Origin of the sequence: Bartonella fuyuanensis, assembly GCF_014197255.1 — a bacterium.
GTDB classification, from domain to species: Bacteria; Pseudomonadota; Alphaproteobacteria; order Rhizobiales; family Rhizobiaceae; genus Bartonella; species Bartonella fuyuanensis.
Map to the genome: position 1 here is coordinate 93,176 of NZ_JACIFE010000001.1, position 21,988 is coordinate 115,163.

The window sequence follows — 21,988 nt, forward strand, 5'->3', positions numbered from 1 at the left end:
ATAAAAGAGCTCTTTAAGCTAAACCTTACACAGGAGCGAATACACCATTCTTTCATTTTAATTTTGGGACTCCAGAAAACCTTTTATAAAAAACTCTCTAAACATAGAGGGCTATGCAATACACCACCTTATCCTATGAATCAAGTTTTCTGATATTTTTTATCATAACGCGCATAAAGATCAGGGCGACGTTGACGCGTCAAGAACTCAGCTTGCTGTTGACGCCAATCTGCAATCGCTTTGTGATGACCTGAGGTCAACACGGGCGGAATGCCCCGTCCTTCGAAAAGCGAAGGGCGCGTATATTGCGGATGTTCTAGCAAACCATTTTCAAAACTTTCACACTTTGCAGAAACCTTATTCCCCATCACTCCGGGAAGAAGACGTATAATAGCATCTAAGATAACCAGTGCAGCTGTTTCACCCCCTGAAAGAATATAATCACCAATAGAAACTTCTTCTAATTCCCGTGCTTCTATAATCCGCTCATCAACACCCTCAAAACGTCCACAAACCAATGTCACTCCTGAATTACGCGCCAAGCTACGCGCATGAGCTTGATCAAAAGAGTGCCCACGTGGACTCATCAACAATCTTGGCGAATCCTGTGGATAACTATCAAGTGCAGCTGCCAATACATCTGCTCGCATCACCATACCAGCCCCTCCACCAGCTGGTGTATCATCAACACTATGGTGTTTATCAAAAGCAAAATCTCTAATCTGCACTGTCTCAAGTGACCAAATTCCGCGCTCTAAAGCTTTCCCTGCTAAAGAATACCCTAAAAAACCAGGAAACATTTCAGGATAAAGAGTGAAGACACGCGCCTGAAACTTCATTTTTATTTTTTCATCCTCATTTTCTCGAACAAACTCTGTATCGTAACTAAAACAGCACAAACTAACCATAATAACGCTATAACGTTAATACGAATCTCCTCTATCTCTTATCTGCGCCATATTCAATTAGCTCTCTCTTCAATACTTGCTACTTTAAAAATTAAAGACCATTTCTTCTAAGCCATCTCTAAAAATTCAAGCAACGTTTAAAAAATCAAAACACCAAACACTTTTGCATGGAATTATTTTCTTTCTTAAAATTTCCCACTTTTTATTTTTTAGATTCACACCATTTCCCTTTTATCATTTTCTCTACTATAGTTGAAACCAGCTGCCATGGAATCAATAACAAGAAAACCAGAATCTATACAAATTTCTGGGACTGCCGCCTTACTAAAAGGAATAAGTACTTTTTTTCCTGTCTTCAAATGTATTTCAAGCAAATCACCAGCCCCAAAATTAAAAAAACTACACACTTCACCTAAAACTTCCCCCTTACAATCTTGAACACGCAACCCTATTAAATCAACTTGATAAAACTCATCCTCACCTAAATCATCAATTAATTGATCACGCATCACATAAAGCCGAATACCTTTTAAAGCCTCAGCAGCATTACGATTTTCTACCCCTTTAAAATGTACAATCACCTTATTTTTTTGAATGCGAAGAGTTACAATTTCATAAGAGCGCCCCATATCATCATAAAAAATATCGTAAGACTTGAAACGCTGTGGCTCAGCACCTAAAATTTTAACAAAAACATCTCCTTTTATACCATGAGGCATACCAATAATGGCAAGATAGACTTTATTTTTAAGCTTTTCTTTATTATATTCCATTGCAAAAACATTATCTCTTAAAAATGAACTCTTCAATCTTATAATTTTCTATTCAGCCTTGTTGCCATATGAAACAATCTTCTCAAAAGACCTTTCTTGGTAACAAAAACAATTAATAAAGGAGAAGTCTTATGGCAAATATTATGCTATTTTACAAAGCGATCACCCCAATCAACAAAGTTTCCCATAAAAAGCTAAAATTTGCTCCTCCAAGTGATATGTCTTTTGCCAAAGACACTCACTGGGTTCCTTTAGCAAGTACTGAATATTTTCAAGCAGCACTAGACTATCCTATTTTATTTATGTGTGCTGAAGATGAACAAAAAAAACGGCACTATACATCCGCGGCTCTTGTAGGTCTTTCTAACGGCGAAAATGACTACATTACTTCTGATAAAAGTTGGAAAACCAATACTTATGTTCCTGCTTTTGTCCGTCGCTATCCTTTTGTTCTAGCACAAATCAGCAATGAAAAAGAACTTTCTGTATGCTTTGATCAGCAATCAGGTATGTTTAACGAAGTTGCAGGAACAGAACTTTTTAATTCCGATGGTTCTATTTCTCCTTTTATGGAAGAACGCATTCGTTTTCTTGAAAGTTTTAAAATCGCCATGGAAAAAACCTCTGAGTTTATCAACGCCCTTGTGGAAATGGATCTTCTAAGCCAAAAATCAATCAATGTGAAAAACGATAAAGGTCTTTCAGCACAATTAGAACATTTTTGGGTTGTTGATGAAGAAAAATTGAACAAACTATCAGCAGGCCAACTTGCCAAACTTCATAAAAATGGCTTTTTAGGATTAATTTTTGCGCACTTGATGTCAACGCATAATCTGCTAAAAATACTCTTTCTCAAAGGTGAAAAGCAACTTCTTAATCGCGAAGAACAACCTCAAAACAAAAATGGTCATTCTAACGATGAAGAATCTAAAAAGAAAGAAACCCTCAACTAAATAATGACCATCAAAAACAACAAGAGAAAAGATGAAAATCTTCCCCTTATTCCAGCAGACTATACAGTTTTAAACGCAAGGAAAAACTGGTTAGAGCATCTCATACAAACACGTCGTCTGTCTGCACAAACAGTGCAAGCCTATGAGCGTGATACGCGGCAATTTTTGTCTTTTCTCTATCAACACTTAAGCCATATACCAATCCTGGCAGATCTTTCTAATTTACGCGTCAGTGACTTGCGTGCTTATCTTGCTTATAGGCGTACAAATAATATAAGTGCTCGCTCTTTAAGCCGAGGATTAGCAGGCATCCGTTCTTTTTTCAAATACCTGTCACACGAAGGAATTGTCAACATTCCCGCTGCTCAACTTATTCGAAGTCCCAAACACCCAAAATTGCTTCCAAAACCCTTAGCCATAAAATCAGCACTCCACATAGTTAAACAAGAAAATCAGCTGGAAAATGAATCTTGGATTACCGCTCGCAATGCAGCTGTCCTTATACTTCTTTATGGCTGTGGACTGCGAATATCAGAAGCCTTAAGCCTCACACCAGAACAATTTTCTGATCCTGAAAAAACGAGTTTATTTATAACTGGGAAAGGAGGCAAAACACGCCTTGTTCCTCTTATAAAAATTGTTTACGAAACCGTACAAAATTATCTCAAATGTTGCCCATATCCTTTAAGAGACAACCAGCCCATCTTTCGTGGTGCGCGAGGTGGCCCCCTACAACCTGCCATTATTCAGAAAACTGTACGTAATTTACGTACAAGCCTTGGTTTACCAGAAACTGCCACACCTCACACACTGCGCCATTCTTTTGCCACTCATCTTTTATCACGGGGGGGAGATTTGCGCACAATTCAAGAACTTCTTGGGCATGCTAGTCTTTCCACTACACAAACCTATACCCATGTTGATACAGATCATTTGTTAAAAATTTATCAAAAGGCACATCCCCGTTCATAAAAGCTCCTCATCGAAAAAATTTAAGGAGTTTGAACCTCAAGTGCCAAAGCATGAACACAAGTAGCTAACTCTTCTTGTAAAACTTTATAAATCGCTCGATGTATTTCTACGCGCGTCATGTCTGAAAAAGAAGAAGATAAAATTTTCACTCGAAAATGAGTTTCCCCTTTCCCATCAAAAGCATGTTCATTATGGGGATGTCCCTCATGAAGATGACTTTCGTTAATCACCTCAAGTTTTTGCGGATGAAAAGCATCCTGAAGCTTTCTCTTGATTATTGTTTCTATATACATTTTTCATTCCTTAATAAAATGAAAGCGTAATAATATACCTTTTTTATAATCAAATTAAGTGCGAAAACAAATTTTTCAAAAGTCAATTCTTGTAAAATTAATCAATTTTGCATAAACCAATAATATGACAATCACATCTAAATTATTCGATTCAATTCGCATAAGCTCAAATAAAAAACAAAAAGCTGAGCCAGAAGCTCAGCAGTGTCAATGGGAAGGTTGTAAAAAAACAGGAACCCATAAAGCACCGGCAGGTCGAAATCATGAAGGGCAATATCTCTATTTTTGTCTTGAACACGTACGTGCCTATAATAAAAATTTTAATTACTTCTCTGGTCTTAGCAATAAAGATATTGCAAAATTCCAAAAGGATGCTCTCACAGGTCATAGACCAACATGGCCTACAGATCTGAGCAATGGTACATCAAAAACAACAGCCGCTAATTATGCAAAAATTCGCTCTGGAACAGCTGCCTATCAAAATCGTATGCGCGATCCTTTTACGCTTTTTACGCAACAGCATTCAAAAAATAATTTCTCACGAAAATTAAAGCCCTTAGAAGCAAAAGCTTTTGATACATTGGGATTAAAAGCAAACGCTTCAGCAGAAGATATCAAAATGAAATATAAAGAATTGGTAAAAAAACACCATCCTGATACCAATGGTGGTAATCGTGCTTCAGAAGAGCGCTTTCGTGATGTTTTGCATGCTTATAACTTGCTGAAAAAGACAGGTTTGTGCTAAAAATATATACTTTTACGAATTCATTCTCATTTAAACTATCATTATTTGCACAGGATACTGTTTTTTCAAAACATTATAAAATATATAAGCAGATTCTTCCTTTGGATTTAAGGCGCTCGTTCTTATTATAGAGCATTGCATAAATGCTCTAACTCTTGTATCGTCTTCTAATGAATAAATAGCGTCCTTTCTCTTCCAAAAATACAATGAAAAATCTTACCACTGAAAATTTGCCCGATATTACGCTTTGCGCTCGCGATTTATTTCATATTGAGACAAATATGAAAATTCCTGCTTTTAGCACAAAAAGCCCTCATGTCCCTGATATCGATCCCGATTATCTTTTTGATCAGCAAACAACTTTAGCGGTTCTCGCAGGCTTTACCTTTAACCGCCGTGTCATGGTTTCCGGCTATCACGGTACAGGGAAATCAACGCATATTGAACAAGTTGCTGCACGTCTCAACTGGCCTTGTCTTCGCATTAATCTCGACAGTCATGTAAGTCGTATTGATCTTATAGGTAAAGACGCTATCATTTTAAAAGATGGCTTACAAATCACTGAATTTAAAGAAGGCATTTTGCCATGGGCTTACCAAAATAATATTGCTCTTGTCTTTGACGAATATGATGCAGGGCGTCCCGATGTTATGTTTGTCATCCAACGCGTTCTTGAAACTTCTGGAAAACTAAGCTTACTTGATCAAAGCCGTGTAATCTCTCCACATCCAGCATTCCGTCTTTTTGCCACAGCAAATACCATTGGTCTTGGCGATACAACTGGTCTCTATCATGGTACCCAACAAATCAACCAAGCTCAAATGGACCGCTGGTCTATTGTCACAATATTAAATTATTTACCCCATGACAAGGAGGTTGATATCGTTTGCTCAAAGGTCAAATCTTTTCAAACAACTGAGGGAAAAAAGATAATTTCACAAATGGTTCATGTTGCTGATATGATACGTCAATCTTTTATCAATGGCGATCTTTCAACTGTTATGAGTCCGCGTACTGTCATTACTTGGGCAGAAAATACGACAATTTTTCAAGATGTCAGTTTTGCCTTCCGCTTAACTTTTCTCAATAAATGTGATGAACTCGAACGTGCTACTGTCGCAGAATTTTATCAACGCGCCTTTGGACAAGAGCTTCCTGAATCACTCATGCAGGAAGTGTTATCCTAGAGGAGTATGTCAACCATGGCTATTAACCTTGGCGACAATAGCAAAAATCTTTCAAATAACTCTTCACCCAAAAATTTTGATAAGAAAGCTTTTCAGAAAGCTATTTCCACCTGTATGCGTGCAATTTCTAGGACACCCCACCTAGAAGTTTCTTTTAGTTCCAATAGGCCATCTTTGAGCGAAAATTGTGCACGTTTACCGGAATTACCCCAACACGTAACGGATAAAGATATCACAATTACTCGCGGATTAGGTGATTCCATGGCTCTGCGCAAAGCATGGCATGATAACCGAATTCACATGCAATTTTCTCCGCTAGGATCAGAATCACAAGCTATTTTTGACGCCCTCGAACAAACACGTGTTGAAGCAATCGGCACTTTAGCGATGGAGGGACTTGCAAAAAACCTTGATGTCATGCTCGCCGATAAATACAAAAGAGCCCATTATCATAAGATTAGTAACCAAAGCGAAGCCCCCATCCAAGAAGCGATTGCACTTTTATTGCGCGAAAAAATAACAAAACGTACTGCCCCAAGAGAAGCAGGTCCTGTCGTGGAATTGTGGCGTCAAGAGCTTGAACAAAAAGCCGCAGCACAACTCAATGAACTCACACATCATATTTACAATCAAAAGGCTTTTGCGCAAATCGTTCGCCAAATGCTTGCTACACTCAAACTGACAGTGCAACAAGATAAAGCTTCTGCCAATGAAAACAATAAAAAATTAAAAAACGCATGTGAACCTCAAGACCAAGCAGAAGGTAAAAACAAAAAACATACTCAAAGTAAAGAACAAACGGGCACTGAACAAGAAAATGATATGCAAGATGAAGGAAAAACACAAGCAACACAATTAAACAACAATGATCAAGCTGATGTCGAGCAAAAAAGTGGACCTTGGAAAGAAAAATCATGCAAACCCAAGCATTTTTTTTCCGTTTTGGAACAAATGGAAAAACTTGCTGATTATAAAATATTCACCCGTCAATTTGATGAAATCTTGGAAGCGACAGATTTTTGTTCTGAAAATGAGTTAGATCACTTACGTCGTTCTCTTGATAAGCAAATCTATCATCTTCAAAACATTGTTGGACGTTTAGCAAACCGCCTCCAACGCCGCCTTATGGCACAACAAAACCGCAACTGGAACTTTAACCTTGAAGAAGGATATCTCGATACAACACAGCTTCCACGCCTGATTATTGATCCCATGCAACCTCTTTCTTTTAAAATGGAAAGCACTACCCAATTTCGGGACACAGTTGTTTCACTCCTCCTTGACAATTCTGGCTCAATGCGCGGACGCCCCATTAGCGTTGCTGCAAGTTGTGCCGATATTTTGGCCCAAACTCTTGAACGTTGTGGTGTCAAAGTTGAAATTTTAGGTTTTACCACTAAAACTTGGAAAGGGGGGAAATCACGAGAAAAATGGCTCGAGCAACATAAACCTAATCATCCTGGACGCCTTAATGATTTGTGTCATATCATCTATAAAAGTGCTGATACCCCATGGCGTCGAGCACGGTGCAATTTAGGTTTGATGATGCAAGAAGGATTATTAAAAGAAAATATTGACGGAGAAGCTTTGATTTGGGCTCATCAGCGTCTTTTATCACGACGTGAACAACGTCGTATTCTTATGGTAATTTCTGATGGTGCTCCTGTTGATGATTCAACACTATCAGTCAACTCCAGCAATTATTTGGAAAAACATTTATGCGCAGTGATTCAAGAAATCCAAACACATTCCCCTATCGAACTTATTGCCATTGGAATTGGTCATGACGTCACACGTTATTATCAACGCGCTGTAACAATTATGAATGCTGAAGAACTCGCCGACGCCATAACAAAACAATTAGAAATACTTTTTAGTGATAAAATGCCTCATATTTATATGAAATAAGCCTGCCTAGAATCAGCAACTGTTACATTTAAAAGCTGAATTCTATCATTAAGCCATTGGAATTTTATGGCTAACCACCTGAGAAGATAACGCTACAGATTGAATATCAAACTTTAAGAAAACTCCGACTTTACGTAATACATTATGAATTCTAAAAGAAATGTTTTATGCATCTTTAAAAATTATAATGAATTTATTTTTACTTTCTGGTTTTATTGCAGCTGATAAAACTTTGCTTGGAATTCCCCAGTTACAATCATATTCTAGAGTACAATTAAATTTAAAAGACTAAACACGTCTCTCTGTTGTGTTATTTCCCTAAATTTAGATATTGAGATACACATATCTGGAAAAATACCTCTACTAAACATGGCAATAAAATTCTGCTCTAACAGAAAACATAACGCGCTATCTTTTACCTTAAATAAAACGAGAAGTTAAAAGTTGTATTTATTATACACAAAAGAAGCATCATCCAAAGAAGATATTTTAAACACTAAAAACTATTCTACAAAAGAATCAACAGCAATGGCCTCATAGCAACTTTTACCGAAAAATCACCAAAATCTATCGAAAGCCAAACTGCCTCCCAACCTTCTCAAAACAGTACTTTACCTGAGTGAACTATCAACATAAACTCCCATCTTATTGATAAAAAAAGCCTTTACTCACATAAAATATAAGAAAAAACACGAAAAAAAAGAATATCGCTTCATTCACGAAAAATAGCACACCCTTATATCGCTTATTCGTACTCCTACTTTAAGAAACATTCTACCTTGCTTCCAAACCTGTTTCACGACAACGTCTATAGCTGGCATAATGCAAAATCCGGAATAATTCTTGACCTTTACAAGCTGCAAAACCAAAAGAAGAATCCTATCTTTCAACTTCTAATATTTCAGATAAGTCAAGACACACCTCCAGCGCCTGGTATTGCACTTCTATTGCATTAAAGCTCTTCATAAGAAATATTTTAATCCTTTCTCAAGTGATGTTGTCCACAATTGCTCTTCTAACATAGCCAGAAAATGATTTTCATGATAAGAGTATTTAAAATGTGTAAATATAATATTAGGCTTTTTCACTCAAATAGAAAGTACGAATTATAATTTTAAATCAATCTACTAATGAGCACCAGTTACAACTTTTCTCACATCGGATTATTTTTAAGAAGCCTATCTAACCGCGTTTCAAACAATTTTTACCTCTCCCCCTTCTCGTGAAGGACAAACAAATAATTTTTTTATTACTCCCACACAAGAGAATTTTGAAATAAGAAACGCATCCTGTGCTGAAGTTTTCACTCAAGTTGGCAAGTGTTAAAGTATCAGTATAAACAACGTGCTATACAAAGCAGAGCGCGCAATTTTCTGGTTAGGAAAACAAAAAGATCATTACTTGTTACAAACAAAAGAGGAATCGTCCTTTGAATGACTTAGATAAAGAAGAAACCTCACGATGTTAAAAATTGCTCCATAAGGAATCAGCATAAACAAGCTCATAACAATTTTTACCGAAAAATCGCCAAAAGCAAATGAGAGCCAAACTGGCATATCTATCCCTCCCCAAATAACACTCTCCACAAGTGAACTATCATCATACCCTGTTATCTTATCAAGAGCAGCAAAAAAGTTAGAAAAAGCAAGAGCAAAAAACAGCATTGTATCCAAAGCGGAACCAACCAACGCTGCTGCTAAAGGTGCTTTCCACCATGTTTTTCGTCGCAAAGGAGTAAAAACAACAATATCAAGGAGTTGTCCAAATAAAAATGCAACACTAGAAGCAATTGCAAGCCGCGGCGTCGCTAATATCCAAGAAACAAAAACGCCAACAAAAAAACCAATATAAACAACACGCCGAGCAGCAGATGGACCATAAAAACGATTGGTTAAATCATTGATCAAAAAAGCAAACGGATAGGTAAAAGCTCCATAAGTTAACAGGTCATTCAAATCAAACCAGTAGACCGGATATTGAACCAAAATATTAGAAGCTGTAACAGCAAGGCACATTGCAAAAACAGAAAAAGCAACATATTTTTCCTTTTTCCGTTCTAATAAAGGACCGCTTGAAGACATTTTTTAACCTGAAGAGAAACGATAAAACAAAGCGATCAAAAAGAAAAAAAACCAAAACAACGATGCTGAAAATTATGCTGCCTGTTCGGCACTTTGCTCGGCTTTTTTCTTAACGATTTGGCGTTTTAACAAACGCGCCCGTTGCGACAACTCTTTATCATTTGCTTTTATCAAAAAACCATCAAGACCACCACGGTGTTCAACAGAACGCAACGCACTTGCTGAAACACGCAAGCGGTAACTTCGCTGTAACACTTCTGAAATCAATGTCACATTGCAAAGATTTGGTAAAAAACGACGCCGAGTCTTATTATTTGCATGGCTAACATTATTACCATACAAAACCGTCTTTCCTGTCAATTCACATGCACGAGACATAAAATTCACCCTTAAACTCTAAGAAACTTTCAAATCCCTATATCCAACCGACAAAACGCACGCGCAACACACCACATCGAACGGACATCATTAGGGAGTCTCTTTTTAATAGGGGGTCAACAATAAAAGGTCAAGTCTTTTATTAAGACCTTTTTCATCTCTTCTAGGAACACTCTTCATCTTTTTCTGAAATAAGGCATACAAAATATTTTTTTTAAAGTCTCCCCATGCTAATTTAAAGTTGCACCATATTAAAATGGGAGTTTATTATCCTGAAAGGAAGCGTAAATCATGCGCAAAAAAGAGTTCCCCATGACAAAGCTTCAAAGCAATCCTGTCCATTTTTCTTCTTTTTTGTTTGGAACTTTATGTGTTTGTTTTTTTCTTCTCTTCAGTGCATTAGGTCTATGGCAAATACAACGATTAAACTGGAAAACAAATCTTATTACCACTGTTCATCAGCGCATTCACTTGCCCCCCATAAAAGCCCCCCCAAAAAATCAATGGGCAGATGTTACTTTTGAAAAAAATGAATATCAACCTGTCGTTATCACAGGAAAATTTTTAACAAATAAAAATATTTTGGTCACTGCCACCGCCCAAAATACTACAGGCTATTGGGTTTTGACTCCTTTACAAACCACTGACAATACACTGACCTTTATCAACCGTGGCTTTATCCCCATGAACGAACGTAACAATTTCCAACAGTCAGAGCAATTCCATACAAATGTCTCATCTCAGCAAAATTCTACCACAGGCACAAAACAAATGACAATCATAGGTTTATTACGCATGAGTGAAAAAAATGGTTTTTTCCCACGCAAAAATAATCCCGACAAGAATTTATGGTATACACGCGACCTTACTGCTATGGCACAAAAACTTGGTCTATCCACTGTTGCTCCTTATTTCATTGATGCTGGGAAAAAAACAACTTTACAAGAAAACCTTCCCGTTCCTGGTCTAACTGTTGTACATTTTCGAAATAATCATCTTGTTTACGCAATTACGTGGTTTATTTTAGCTGCAGGGGTGTTAAGTGCTTATCTTTTTTTGTTAAGGCAAAAAAACTAAAAAAATAACAAGCAAAATACCCCTTAATAGAGTCATTAATATGCTTCGCAATAGAGCCTATCTTAACATTGTTGTCTTGAGAATTTTATGCATTACAAAATTGATCTTTAAAGATATAAATATTTGATTTATATAAATAATATTATCACTTTATAACTAAAAAAGACCTTAGACATCGTAAGAAGCTTTCCTTCAAGTCCTCCTATGCTGAAACAATCAAAATTATTCCCTTACTCTCCACAGCAAAGATAACCATACAAATAAAATTATTAAAAATAAGAAGGTAAACACCTCTTCCGTCTTCAGTACCAAGAATTATTAAAATATTGAGAACTACTAAAGAGAATAGCGATATGCCACCTTTATTAAGCAAAGATCATAAACCTACAATGGATCTATTATACCATTCACGAAGGATTTACGTATACGCTTCAAAGGACTATTCTAAAAGAGAGTTAACTCATTGAAAAACGTTTCTTTAAAATAAGCGTATGTAAATTCGCAATATAATCGCGTTTGATTGTGCATGAAAATCATAATTTCATTAAAAATATAATGCACAAAATATAAAGTAATGCATTATCTCCACCTAAAAAACATTGTCAGAAACACTTTTGAAAAACATAAAGTCAAATTTAAAAATAACCGGAAAGATAAGTTTTCATTTCTATCTTTACAATTTTATAATTCTTGTCTCATTAAGTTGTTTCTCATTTCAGAGGTTATTCAAACTTATATATGCAAGACTCTCACCTTCATGGAGCATACAAAAACTAATATAGCAAAAAACGTCCAGCTGCGTTTTTTATTTCAAATCTGCTTTTTCATAAAAATATTCAGTTACAAGAAACAAAAGCTTTATGAGGCATAACAACACCATAAATTTACAAATATACCAATAATGAATTGGAGAAATATGCCCAGATTTTTAGATATTTAAACAAAACCCTTACAACAATATACTTAAGCTTTGTGTTTCTTTCTTTTACAAGCATCCGCACATATTCTTTACATTATATCCATTAAAGAGCAACGATGATAATCTATAACAATCTTTGGCTAGGGGTTAACATTTTTTCTGTAAACTATTTATACGTTTTGAATAATATGTATTATGAGTAGATTTATTGAGCTAGATAAAACAGCTTAATCTTTGTGTGTTTCGATTAGTACTTTACGTCGTTGAGAAGGTGAAGGCAAAATTATTTCTGAGCATCTAGCAAGCTATCACTAGCCATTTATGATCTATCCAAGCTGAGACCTGAGCTTTTCATTCGAGAGAGCTGTCATAAAGAAAACTATTGCTTATGCTTTTATATCGAGCCATGATCAATAAAGACAATTTAGAGCGACAAAAACCAGATCTCGAGCTTTATTGCGCAAGCCAAGGTTGAACTTATGAAATCATCGCTGATTTAGGGAGGGATAGGAGTGAATTATCGTAAAAAAGGCCTTAAAGGTTTATTAGATGTACTCATGAAAAATGAATCGGTCGTTTGGTGATTACGCATAAAGATCGTTTATTGCGTTTTGGTGCAAAATTGATCTTCGCCATTTGTGAAGCCAAATAAATAGAGGTTGTCATTCTCAATCAGGCAGAAGAAAAAAATTTTGAAGAATATTTAGCCAAAGATGTTTTAAAAATTATTACTGTCTCCAGTGTTCGTTTATTATGAGAATCGTTCGAAAAAATCAAAAGTTATTAGAAAATGTTCGTCAAACTGTGGAAGCATAGCAATGATTGTTGCTCACAAAATAGCTCTAGACTTAAACAATAAACAACGAAGCTATATGGCTCAAGCCATTGGTTGCACGCGTTTTTCTTCTAATTGGGCACTGAAGGAATAGGAGCAACAATATGAAGCATGGAAGAAAGATAATAATTTACCAAATCCTAATGACTACGGGCTATGTAGACAATTCAATTCTCTAAAACAAGAATAAGTTCCATGAATCATGAAAATTACTAAAAATGCCCCACCAATAGCAATTATTCAGTTGGGTATGGCCTTTAAGAATTTCTTTTCAGAAAGAAACTGATATCCCAGTTTTAGAAAGAGTGCACGATCGTTTTACTTTAACCAATGATCAAATACAGCTGCAAGGTTCCAAGATAAGAATTCCCAAACTTAAAACGTTTTTAAATAAAACGTCGTTGGGTCCGTACGCAAATAATTACGATTTCAAAGAAAGTTTTTGTCAGCAACCATTAGCCATAAAACAGATAATTGGTTTGTAAGTCTTAGCGTTGAAACCAATAATCAAGAGCCACACAGCGAGAACTAAGCTATTATTGGTATTGATTTGGGCGTAGATGCACTTGCAACACTCTTGACAGGAGAGACCATAGGAGGTGTTAAACCTTCCAAGGTTTTAATAAATTGTTTACGGCACTTCTTACGAAGACTAAGTTACCAACGAAAAGGCTCGAGCAATCATGATAAAGGGAAGCAAAAACTTACTAAGCTTCATGCGCGGATAATCAATATCAGAACAAATAATTTACATAAGGTTCCAACAGATTTAATTCAGCGTTTTGGTATATTTTATCTCGAAGTTCTTCATATAAAAGATTTGCTGAAAAATCGGCATTTATCGCGTGCTCTTGCATATTAAGATTTTTACGCGTTTCGCCGTTAATTAGCATATAAAGCGAAACACAATGGTCGATAGATTGTTATTGCAGATCGTTAGTATGCGAGTAGTAAATTTTGTCATCATTGCGGCTAAGGCTGAAAAGTTACCTCTTAGTCTACGTAAATGGAGATGTTCTCCTTATGATATGCATCATGATAGAGACAACAATACTGCAATCAATTTAAAAAACTTGATGGTAGATTCCACCGTGTCAGTTTATGGAGAGGAAAACTCTGGTCAACGTCTTGTGACTTTGGTGAAACCAGCCTCGAAGAAGTAGGATTTTGCTTAGCTTTATCACCAAAAGCACTAAAATCATTCTACAATCTCTTTGTCTTTTTCAATATAATTTTAGCCTTTCTTCTGCTGATCATAGTCCTTTTGTACCTGAATTACACATCAACTGACATGAAACATTCTAAACTATATTTTCATAGTTTTCACATTACATTAGTGTCTCGCTAAAACAACAGACATTTCTTATGAAAAATAAAACCATTTTAAAACATAGATGCAAAAGAATAAAAGTAAATACGCTTATTGTCGTCTAAACTGTTTAAAACAGCATTGTGTTTTTATCCATTTGCACTAAAAAACATTTAATGGGTCAATAAGGCGTGCATATTCTACATCACCATATCTCCAATGACGATATAATAGGCTAATAGATCATTCTTAGCATATTTTAATAAGGCAGTTTATGCTTTTAATGTATTTCTCTAAAGGCTTATGCTATAAACGCATAAGTTTGTTTTGCTGGAATTTTAACTCTTTTATTTTTAAGGCTTTTGTTATGGGTGTTGTTGGCAAAAATTTCCCTATGCCTGATCTTCATCAGGTGCGTCGTGTTCTTCTTTCTGTTGCTGATAAAACAGGCATAGTTGCATTTGCAAAAGTTCTCCACGCTACTTACAATGTAGAATTGATTTCAACAGGAGGAACAGCGAAAACTCTCATAGCTGCTGGTTTACCTGTAAAAGATGTTGCTGAAGTTACCGGATTTTCTGAAATAATGGATGGACGTGTTAAAACACTCCATCCTTTGATTCACGGTGCTTTGTTAGGAGTGAGAGAGAATCCTAGCCATAAAGATGCAATGGAAAAGAACAATATTCATGGCATTGATCTTTTAGTAGTGAATCTTTATCCCTTTGAAGAAACGATCCAATCAGAGACTGATAATCAAACAATTCTTGAAAATATTGATATCGGTGGACCAGCAATGATTCGCGCAGCAGCAAAAAATTATGCTTATACCGGTGTTGTAACAGCAATAAACGACTATGATTCAATTCTAACCGAATTAAAACAGCATAATGGATGTTTAAGCTTATCCATGCGTCATCAGTTAGCTCTGCGCGCTTATGCCCACACTGCGGCTTATGATACAGCAATAGCAACGTGGTTTGCACAGGATTTAAAAATTGAAATGCCATCGTGGCAGAGTTTTTCTGGCAATCTTAAGAATGTTCTGCGCTATGGAGAAAATCCACATCAACAAGCAGCATTTTATCGCAATAATGAAAAACGCTTTGGCATTGCAACAGCAAAACTTTTACAAGGTAAAGCACTCTCTTATAACAATCTGAATGATACAGACGCAGCCTTCGAGCTTGTGGCAGAATTTGATCCGCAAAAAACTGCTGCTGTTGCTCTTATTAAACATGCTAATCCTTGTGGTGTTGCAGAAGCAAAAAATTTAAAAAAAGCTTATTTGAAAGCCCTTATGTGTGATAATGTATCGGCGTTTGGTGGAATTGTTGCTTTAAATCAAACCCTTGATGAAGATTGTGCGGAAGAGATTGTTAAAATTTTCACGGAAGTCATTATTGCCCCTGATGCGACAATAGCTGCACGTAAAATTATTGCGAAGAAAAAAAATCTTCGTTTGCTCATTACAGGTGGTGTCCCTAATCCACGTTGTAGAGGACTTCTTGCTAAAACACTTGCAGGAGGTATTTTAGTGCAATCACGTGATAATGTGGTAGTTGATGATCTTAAATTACAAGTGGTGACAAAACGAGCACCAACTCAAGCTGAAATGCGCGATCTACAATTTGCTTTTCGCGTAGCAAAACACGTTAAATCAAATGCTATTGTTTACGCGAAAAATAGCGCAACAGTTGGAATTGGAGCTGGACAAATGAGCCGTATCGATTCAGCAAAAATTGCTGCAAATAAAGCAGCAGAAAGTGCACAAAGAGCAGGATTAACAGAAACTCTCACAAAAGGATCAGTGGTTGCATCAGATGCATTCTTTCCTTTTGCAGATGGTTTATTAGCAGCTGCTGAAGCAGGTGCTACAGCAGTTATTCAACCAGGAGGGTCTATGCGAGATGAAGAAGTTATTGCCGCAGCTGATGCACAGAATTTAGCCATGGTTTTTACAGGAACACGTCACTTTCGCCATTAATATTTTTTTGCTTCCTCTTCATATAAGATATTAAACAAATGTTGCAAAGAGTTTTTCATAATTATTGTATGTTGATTGATAACTATTGAAATGGAAGCTGTTATTCAATCCAGAAAATCTATACATAATAAATAAATTTATTACTGCAGCGAATTCACATAATTTAGTTATTGTTTTAAGGCTAGAACCCTCCCGTCATTAATAGATTTACTAGCTGTTCTTTCACATGAGACAAATTTAAAATGGTTTCTTTTATATGTAGATATATACCATTATAGCACAACTCTTTTTAGTATTCTTAAACTAAAGGATAGTATACAAAATTTGAGTATAAGAATCTGCATATTCTATGTTCTTCAGTAATCTGCACCGTTATTTTTGAATCATTAATGCTTTATATCTCAACCTATGAACTCTATGATCTTGGTGTCGAGATCATATTGATTTAACTGCACAGTGTCATTCGCGTAAACTTCCTAAAAGTTTCTTTAAGAATCTTTGAAAGAATGCTTTAGTATGAAAAAATCAGCATTTTATGGTTAGAGCAGAAAAAATGTTTAGATTTCCTCCATGCCCAATGTTATGTATTGCTTCTTGAATCCTCAATGTTTCTATAATGTCAAAATTCTGATTTATAAATATAATTCATTATTTCTTCACATTGAATGAGCTATCCTTACACTGTAAGTTTTTTCCATTTCAAATTAGTTCATATTAGCTTGCAAATCATAAACGAGGTTGATGTCAAAGAAAAAATGATCAAGAAAGAAATAAAAAGGCCTTTTATAAATATTCCCAAGTGCATAAAGCTATCGCACAATATTAGAGTGACAAAGTATATAATAATCGCAACTTGCACTTCTTATTAAACGTAAAAATGATAACCCATACAGAATTCATACAAAACTCTATTGCAGTACCACATCATCTTTTTTATTCTTGACCAAGAATTATTAATGATCTCCATCAATCTAACTTTATGAAGATAACGCAAAAAATCCGTATAAAAAACACAAAGCTAGCTTATTGTCATTGCTTTGCTTAAATATCTAAACAATCCGAGAAATATTTCTTCAATCCAATGCTAATATGTTTTACCTTTTCTGGCATTGTTATACTTCTAAAGCCCATACTGTTTTCTGTTGCTTATCCATCAACATTCAATCTTAATGCAATAATAACAAAAAATTAAGATAATTTAACGCTTTCCTACATTAGCTTTTTTATATGAGATAGCAGAAAAAATATTGAATTATAAATTTAGTTTATTTATAAAATGGGAGATAAGCTAATTTCGCGAAAAAAAGAACCAGGGATAAAAACCTACTCTCGTCTTTACTATCATTTTTTTATTTGGTTTGACAACTTTCAAAAACATTTAATCTTTTAAAGAGTAGAGATTGTGCATTACCACATCTTTTTCTTGCTTTTTAATAAAAACCGTATTCTTCAGGTAAAATAAAAGATCCAAAATTAAAATGTCATTCTATGTTGCACATTTACACACTCTTGTTTTAGAGTAACATCTTTCAATGTTTATCACATCGCTCCCATAATAACATTTATGAAGAATTAAAATCATCTGAACATTCCTTCTTTTATGTTTAATAAAGGAATAAACTATAATATCATACCATCTTCTAGCTCCCCTCATACAGTAATTCTCGACATTTAAGAATATCTAAAAAAGCCATTTTTATTCTTTTCTCTATAAGTTTTATCGACACGCTATCTCGTCTTATAATGTACACACATATAATTTTAGTCGATTTACTAGAAACAGAAAAGAATCTCACAATCTTCGAAGATTTTATTTAAGTTCCAAAAAATAAACGATACAAATCAATATATTAACATCTTAAAATGTGAAAAACAAAACTACAAAATAAAATGTGATCTATATTCTTTAAAGATCTTAATCTAGATGCTTTTGAAAGTCATACAGCAAAATAACAAAAACGATAAAAATGGGTGCATAATAAGTTTACACTATTCTACAGGAAATTTTTATATCATACTCGAAACACCATCATAAAAGAGGAACAATAAACACTGATAGATATTCCTTTAAAACAAGAATGTGCATTTACAAAAAACATTTGCTTGTCTTTAAAATGCATCTCTCTTAAAAAGAAATATTGATCATAACAGTGTATATTCAAGAATTTACGAAGATAAACAACAACTTAATTTTCTCTACCTCCTTTAAAGAATAAAGATTCTTAACCAATGTTGATCTGTCAACAATAACCCATCAACATCCCTGTTTCTCTGGATTCAATCCCTCTTCAGCACCACCACATAAGATTCTCCTGATCCATTGATGATATCTCACATACTCTAACAAAATACTTCATGTATAAAAATTTACATGATTTTCAAATTTTGAGAATATTACCCCAAGAAACAATAACGCTTTGTAGTACAAAGATAAAACGCAATATATAAACTATAGATTGGAACAATGTTCTAATTTTCTATCAAACACTTTACGGATAAAACGCCAACGAACTTTTTCCTGAAATGCAGGACGAAAATATAAAACAATTTGTTGTGTCCGCTGCGAACCTATTGATTCTGTAAAATCAATCGAATCTTCAAGATAAATCTCTGCATCAAATGAACTAAAATACCATATTTGCTCATCCTTCATGTTCTCGTTTTTTATGGCTAAACATACACGCCTGCCATCATAGTTAACCTCAACTTGTGGATGAAGATGAAATCGAACAGCAACATAATCTTTTTCACTCTGCGCTCTCTTATGTCTTTTTCTCCCTTTATTAGGCCTAAAAAAACGATCAAACCCCTCGATCACATCTCCATTTGTCGCCAAAACAAGACCACGCTCATGAATAAAATTAAAGGAACGCACATAACCATTATGGCTCGCAATAAAACCGATCTTCTCTGAATCCTCTATACGACGCACTTGGACATCCGTTGGTCCATCAACCAAAAAAGAAGCTCCACTTTTATTTTTTTTATAAAAAACACCCACTGAACAATCATTAAGCGTAGCTGTTGAATGAGCTGCAGTCACACGCCCTAAATGTCGATAATCTTCCCGCCCATCAGAATTAACACCGGTATTGATAATAAAACGGCGCCCTTGCGAAGACATTTCAAAAGACAAACACCCTGAACAAGCCTGCTGTGCCACAGAGCGGGGTGGAAACTTTCCTGTATCTGCAAGCACGGTTGTTTGATTGGCTTTTAAGCGCTGAAATCCTGAATAACGAGCATAACTAAAAGGATGCCCTCCTGTTTCATCAAGCTCCAAAAGTGCGGATAACTGTTCCAATACAAGAGAACCAACTCCATTAAAATGCGCCAATGTTTGATCCTCATGAATAAAGAATCGCAAAGCTGGCAACATACGCTCAACAGAATCAACCAAAATACGTGGTGCTGTTTCACTGCTCCGCATAAAAAGATGACGTAAAGATAATAAATCTGATAACAAATTAAGCAAAATGATAGGACTACGGGAAATATGGCCGCCATCAACCAAGATCTGACGCGAAAGTTCTTCGATAAGCGTAGTTTGTACTTTTTTTTTCACTGTTGCAGAAACAGGCAAAGCAAGAGATGCGAAAGTCAACGCTACTGCTGCTTGTAAGCGTTGATCATTGTGCTCCATACTGCAAATTGTTACACGCAAATAACGAAATTGCAAACCAAGCGCACGCAAAAAGCGTTTTTCAAACCGCTCACTTGCCCCTTCTAACAACATTTTTGAATGACAAATCCACGAAATCAAACGCCGCGCCACGACAGGACCGCTCCAGGCAAGCCCTTTTACCTTCTTACCAGCCTGGTCAAGCCAATCTTCTAAAAGAGAGCGTGCATGTGCAGAAGCTAAATCACTTTCTGCCGCCTTCATATGGCACAACCAATGAAAATCATGCAGAGCTGCTTCCCATTCAAGCGTTGGAGGAATCAATGAAAATGGCGAAACAGCACCAGAATGAACAATATGACTAGCAAAAGCAAAACGACCATGATAAAACTCATGCGCCATCATCGGGTCAGCTGCATGCAAATCAATAGGATGTGCTAAAATTTTATGAGGACGAAACCCTGAAAATCGCCAACGAAACAATGGCCCAACCCATAAACGTCGCATGACTTGCTGCAACGTATCTATATAAGCTGCCAATTTCACTTGAGGAACTTTCACCGCAACTACCAAAATTCCATCTCCATTTATGCTGAATCAAATATAATTTCGATCATTTTTGTAAATGAAGCGTTAATTAAGCAACTTTTCGTAATCGCGCAGCGAAAAAACCATCCATTCCTAGAAATGCGGTTTTCTCAGCATCAAAATTTCTATGACAAAAATCCACCGGCGTTGTACGCAACACCCCTTCATAAAGCAAGTGTGCCAATGCTCCCATTTCCTCTGGATAAATAGGTTCTAAAACAATGTTATTGTGTGTCGATAAAATTTTTTCAATAAGATCTTCACCTTCTTCTCTTGCCAACGAACAGTTTGAAAAAATAATACGCCCCCCCTCCTTTACCAAAGCAATTGCTGCAACAAGCAAATCATATTGCAACGCCGCTAACTTGATGATATCATTCTTTGACTTTGTCCATAAAATATCTGGATGGCGGCGGATTATTCCTGTAGAAGAACAAGGAGCATCAAGAAGGGCTGCATCAAAAAGCTGTGTGGGATGGAAATTTCTTACATCGCCATGCCAAGTATGAACTGAAAACTGAAGCCGTTCCATATTTTCTTTTAAACGCTTTAAACGGTTAGCAGACAGCTCAATTGCTGTCACCTGCGCCCCTTGCAAAACCAATTGTGCTGTTTTCCCTCCAGGACTCGCACAAAGATCAGCGACATTTTTACCCCGAATCTCTCCTAGTAAACGAGCAGGAAGTGCTGCGGCAAAATCTTGAACCCACCAAATCCCTTCATGATAACCTGGCAAATCAGCAATAGAACACTCCAAACGATTCAATCGAACAGAACCATTGGGCAACACCACACCGCCAAGTCTTTCAGCCCATCCAACACTGTCAGATTTTACTGTCAAATCAAGAGGGGGTTCTACACTTTGAATTGCTATAATCTGATGTGCCTTTTCTATTCCATAAGTTGACACTAAAAGCTGTCCAAACCACGCTGGAACATCTTCAATGGTAAAAACTTGTTGACGTAAAATCGCTGCTTCCCGCACAATATTGCGCAAAAGAGCATTCACTACCCCAGAAAAACGATACATACGAGGATCAAATTTCGCCACACGTACAGCTAAATCGACAACTGCATGATCAGGAATATCAAGATAAAGAATTTGCGCAATACTAATATGCAAAAGATGCTGAAGTGAAAGTGCTTGTGACGGCAAAGGACGGACCAAAAAACGTGAGAGAACTGCTGTAATTTGCCCTCGATGACGCAACGCCACTAGCAAAATAGCCCGACATAATAAACGATCTCGTTGAGAAAGCTTTAAATATTGCGGATGTCCATGTTCATTATCTGTTAAACTAGTAAGAGGCGTACACTTATCAAGTATAGCGCCTAAAAGACGCACACACACTTGCCGAACAGCTAATCCTGGAACATTTTTCTCAAACACATACCCCACTTTTTTGTGTTTCAAAACAACACCTTTATATTGGTGCTTTGGCGGACAATGTTT

At 36.1% G+C, this 21,988-nt stretch carries 17 protein-coding genes and 1 pseudogene; 11 read left to right on the forward strand and 7 right to left on the reverse strand.

All coding sequences use genetic code 11. The features are described from left to right. Window positions 1–140 precede the first annotated feature (140 nt). Together trmD and rimM are read right to left on the reverse strand one after the other, a co-directional pair. Window positions 141–839 (reverse strand): tRNA (guanosine(37)-N1)-methyltransferase TrmD, encoded by a 699-nt coding sequence (gene trmD, locus GGR08_RS00365; RefSeq protein WP_183193635.1) that lies wholly within the window; start codon window positions 837–839, stop codon window positions 141–143. Window positions 840–1,123: 284 nt separating this feature from the next. Next, window positions 1,124–1,681: a ribosome maturation factor RimM gene (gene rimM, locus GGR08_RS00370; protein WP_183193441.1), complete on the reverse strand. Its 558-nt coding sequence runs from the start codon at window positions 1,679–1,681 to the stop codon at window positions 1,124–1,126. 131 nt (window positions 1,682–1,812) lie between these two features. On the opposite strand from rimM, the gene GGR08_RS00375 reads away from it, so the two are divergent. After that, a complete protein-coding gene (locus GGR08_RS00375; protein ID WP_183193442.1) occupies window positions 1,813–2,634 on the forward strand; it encodes a SapC family protein in 822 nt (273 codons plus the stop codon). Window positions 2,635–2,637: 3 nt separating this feature from the next. Further along, window positions 2,638–3,606 carry a tyrosine recombinase XerC gene (locus GGR08_RS00380; protein WP_183193443.1) on the forward strand — a complete coding sequence of 323 codons (969 nt, stop codon included), beginning with the start codon at window positions 2,638–2,640 and terminating at the stop codon, window positions 3,604–3,606. A gap of 20 nt (window positions 3,607–3,626) precedes the next feature. Here the strand turns inward: GGR08_RS00380 and GGR08_RS00385 are convergent, their stop codons facing one another. Next, on the reverse strand, window positions 3,627–3,899 hold the full coding sequence (locus GGR08_RS00385) for a BolA family protein (protein ID WP_183193444.1): 273 nt from the start codon (window positions 3,897–3,899) through the stop codon (window positions 3,627–3,629). A gap of 124 nt (window positions 3,900–4,023) precedes the next feature. Between GGR08_RS00385 and GGR08_RS00390 the strand changes: the two genes are divergently transcribed. From GGR08_RS00390 to cobT, 3 genes are all read left to right on the forward strand, one after another. Next, entirely contained in the window at window positions 4,024–4,644 is a 621-nt protein-coding gene (locus tag GGR08_RS00390) for a J domain-containing protein (protein WP_183193445.1), read from the forward strand. Window positions 4,645–4,850: 206 nt separating this feature from the next. Further along, entirely contained in the window at window positions 4,851–5,831 is a 981-nt protein-coding gene (cobS, locus tag GGR08_RS00395; protein WP_183193446.1) for a cobaltochelatase subunit CobS, read from the forward strand. A 15-nt stretch (window positions 5,832–5,846) separates the two neighbouring features. After that, window positions 5,847–7,739, forward strand: a complete 1,893-nt coding sequence (gene cobT / locus GGR08_RS00400; RefSeq protein WP_183193447.1) for a cobaltochelatase subunit CobT — start codon at window positions 5,847–5,849, stop codon at window positions 7,737–7,739. 1,397 nt (window positions 7,740–9,136) lie between these two features. On the opposite strand, the gene GGR08_RS00405 is transcribed toward cobT, so the two are convergent. Next, window positions 9,137–9,820 carry a VUT family protein gene (locus tag GGR08_RS00405; RefSeq protein ID WP_183193448.1) on the reverse strand — a complete coding sequence of 228 codons (684 nt, stop codon included), beginning with the start codon at window positions 9,818–9,820 and terminating at the stop codon, window positions 9,137–9,139. 72 nt (window positions 9,821–9,892) lie between these two features. Continuing rightward, the gene (gene rpmB / locus GGR08_RS00410) at window positions 9,893–10,198 is read right to left on the reverse strand and encodes a 50S ribosomal protein L28 (protein WP_183193449.1); all 306 of its coding nucleotides are present in this window, start codon (window positions 10,196–10,198) and stop codon (window positions 9,893–9,895) included. A gap of 291 nt (window positions 10,199–10,489) precedes the next feature. Between rpmB and GGR08_RS00415 the strand changes: the two genes are divergently transcribed. From GGR08_RS00415 to purH, 6 genes and pseudogenes are all read left to right on the forward strand, one after another. Beyond that, on the forward strand, window positions 10,490–11,275 hold the full coding sequence (locus tag GGR08_RS00415; RefSeq protein ID WP_183193450.1) for an SURF1 family protein: 786 nt from the start codon (window positions 10,490–10,492) through the stop codon (window positions 11,273–11,275). 1,294 nt (window positions 11,276–12,569) lie between these two features. Then, window positions 12,570–12,973 (forward strand): annotated as a pseudogene (locus GGR08_RS08065) (IS607 family transposase); the annotation flags it as partial. Window positions 12,974–13,012: 39 nt separating this feature from the next. Further along, window positions 13,013–13,123: a helix-turn-helix domain-containing protein gene (locus tag GGR08_RS08070; RefSeq protein WP_246350057.1), complete on the forward strand. Its 111-nt coding sequence runs from the start codon at window positions 13,013–13,015 to the stop codon at window positions 13,121–13,123. Between the two features lie 456 nt (window positions 13,124–13,579). After that, the gene (locus tag GGR08_RS08075) at window positions 13,580–13,891 is read left to right on the forward strand and encodes a transposase (RefSeq protein WP_246350059.1); all 312 of its coding nucleotides are present in this window, start codon (window positions 13,580–13,582) and stop codon (window positions 13,889–13,891) included. Window positions 13,892–13,970: 79 nt separating this feature from the next. After that, window positions 13,971–14,192 carry a transposase gene (locus tag GGR08_RS08080; protein ID WP_246350061.1) on the forward strand — a complete coding sequence of 74 codons (222 nt, stop codon included), beginning with the start codon at window positions 13,971–13,973 and terminating at the stop codon, window positions 14,190–14,192. Between the two features lie 513 nt (window positions 14,193–14,705). Continuing rightward, window positions 14,706–16,325 (forward strand): bifunctional phosphoribosylaminoimidazolecarboxamide formyltransferase/IMP cyclohydrolase, encoded by a 1,620-nt coding sequence (purH, locus tag GGR08_RS00425; RefSeq protein WP_183193451.1) that lies wholly within the window; start codon window positions 14,706–14,708, stop codon window positions 16,323–16,325. A gap of 2,449 nt (window positions 16,326–18,774) precedes the next feature. Here purH and GGR08_RS00430 read toward each other — a convergent pair. After that, window positions 18,775–20,520 (reverse strand): heparinase II/III family protein, encoded by a 1,746-nt coding sequence (locus GGR08_RS00430; protein WP_183193452.1) that lies wholly within the window; start codon window positions 20,518–20,520, stop codon window positions 18,775–18,777. Window positions 20,521–20,584: 64 nt separating this feature from the next. After that, window positions 20,585–21,949, reverse strand: coding sequence for an RsmB/NOP family class I SAM-dependent RNA methyltransferase (locus GGR08_RS00435; protein WP_183193453.1), 1,365 nt, complete (start codon window positions 21,947–21,949; stop codon window positions 20,585–20,587). Window positions 21,950–21,988 lie beyond the last annotated feature (39 nt).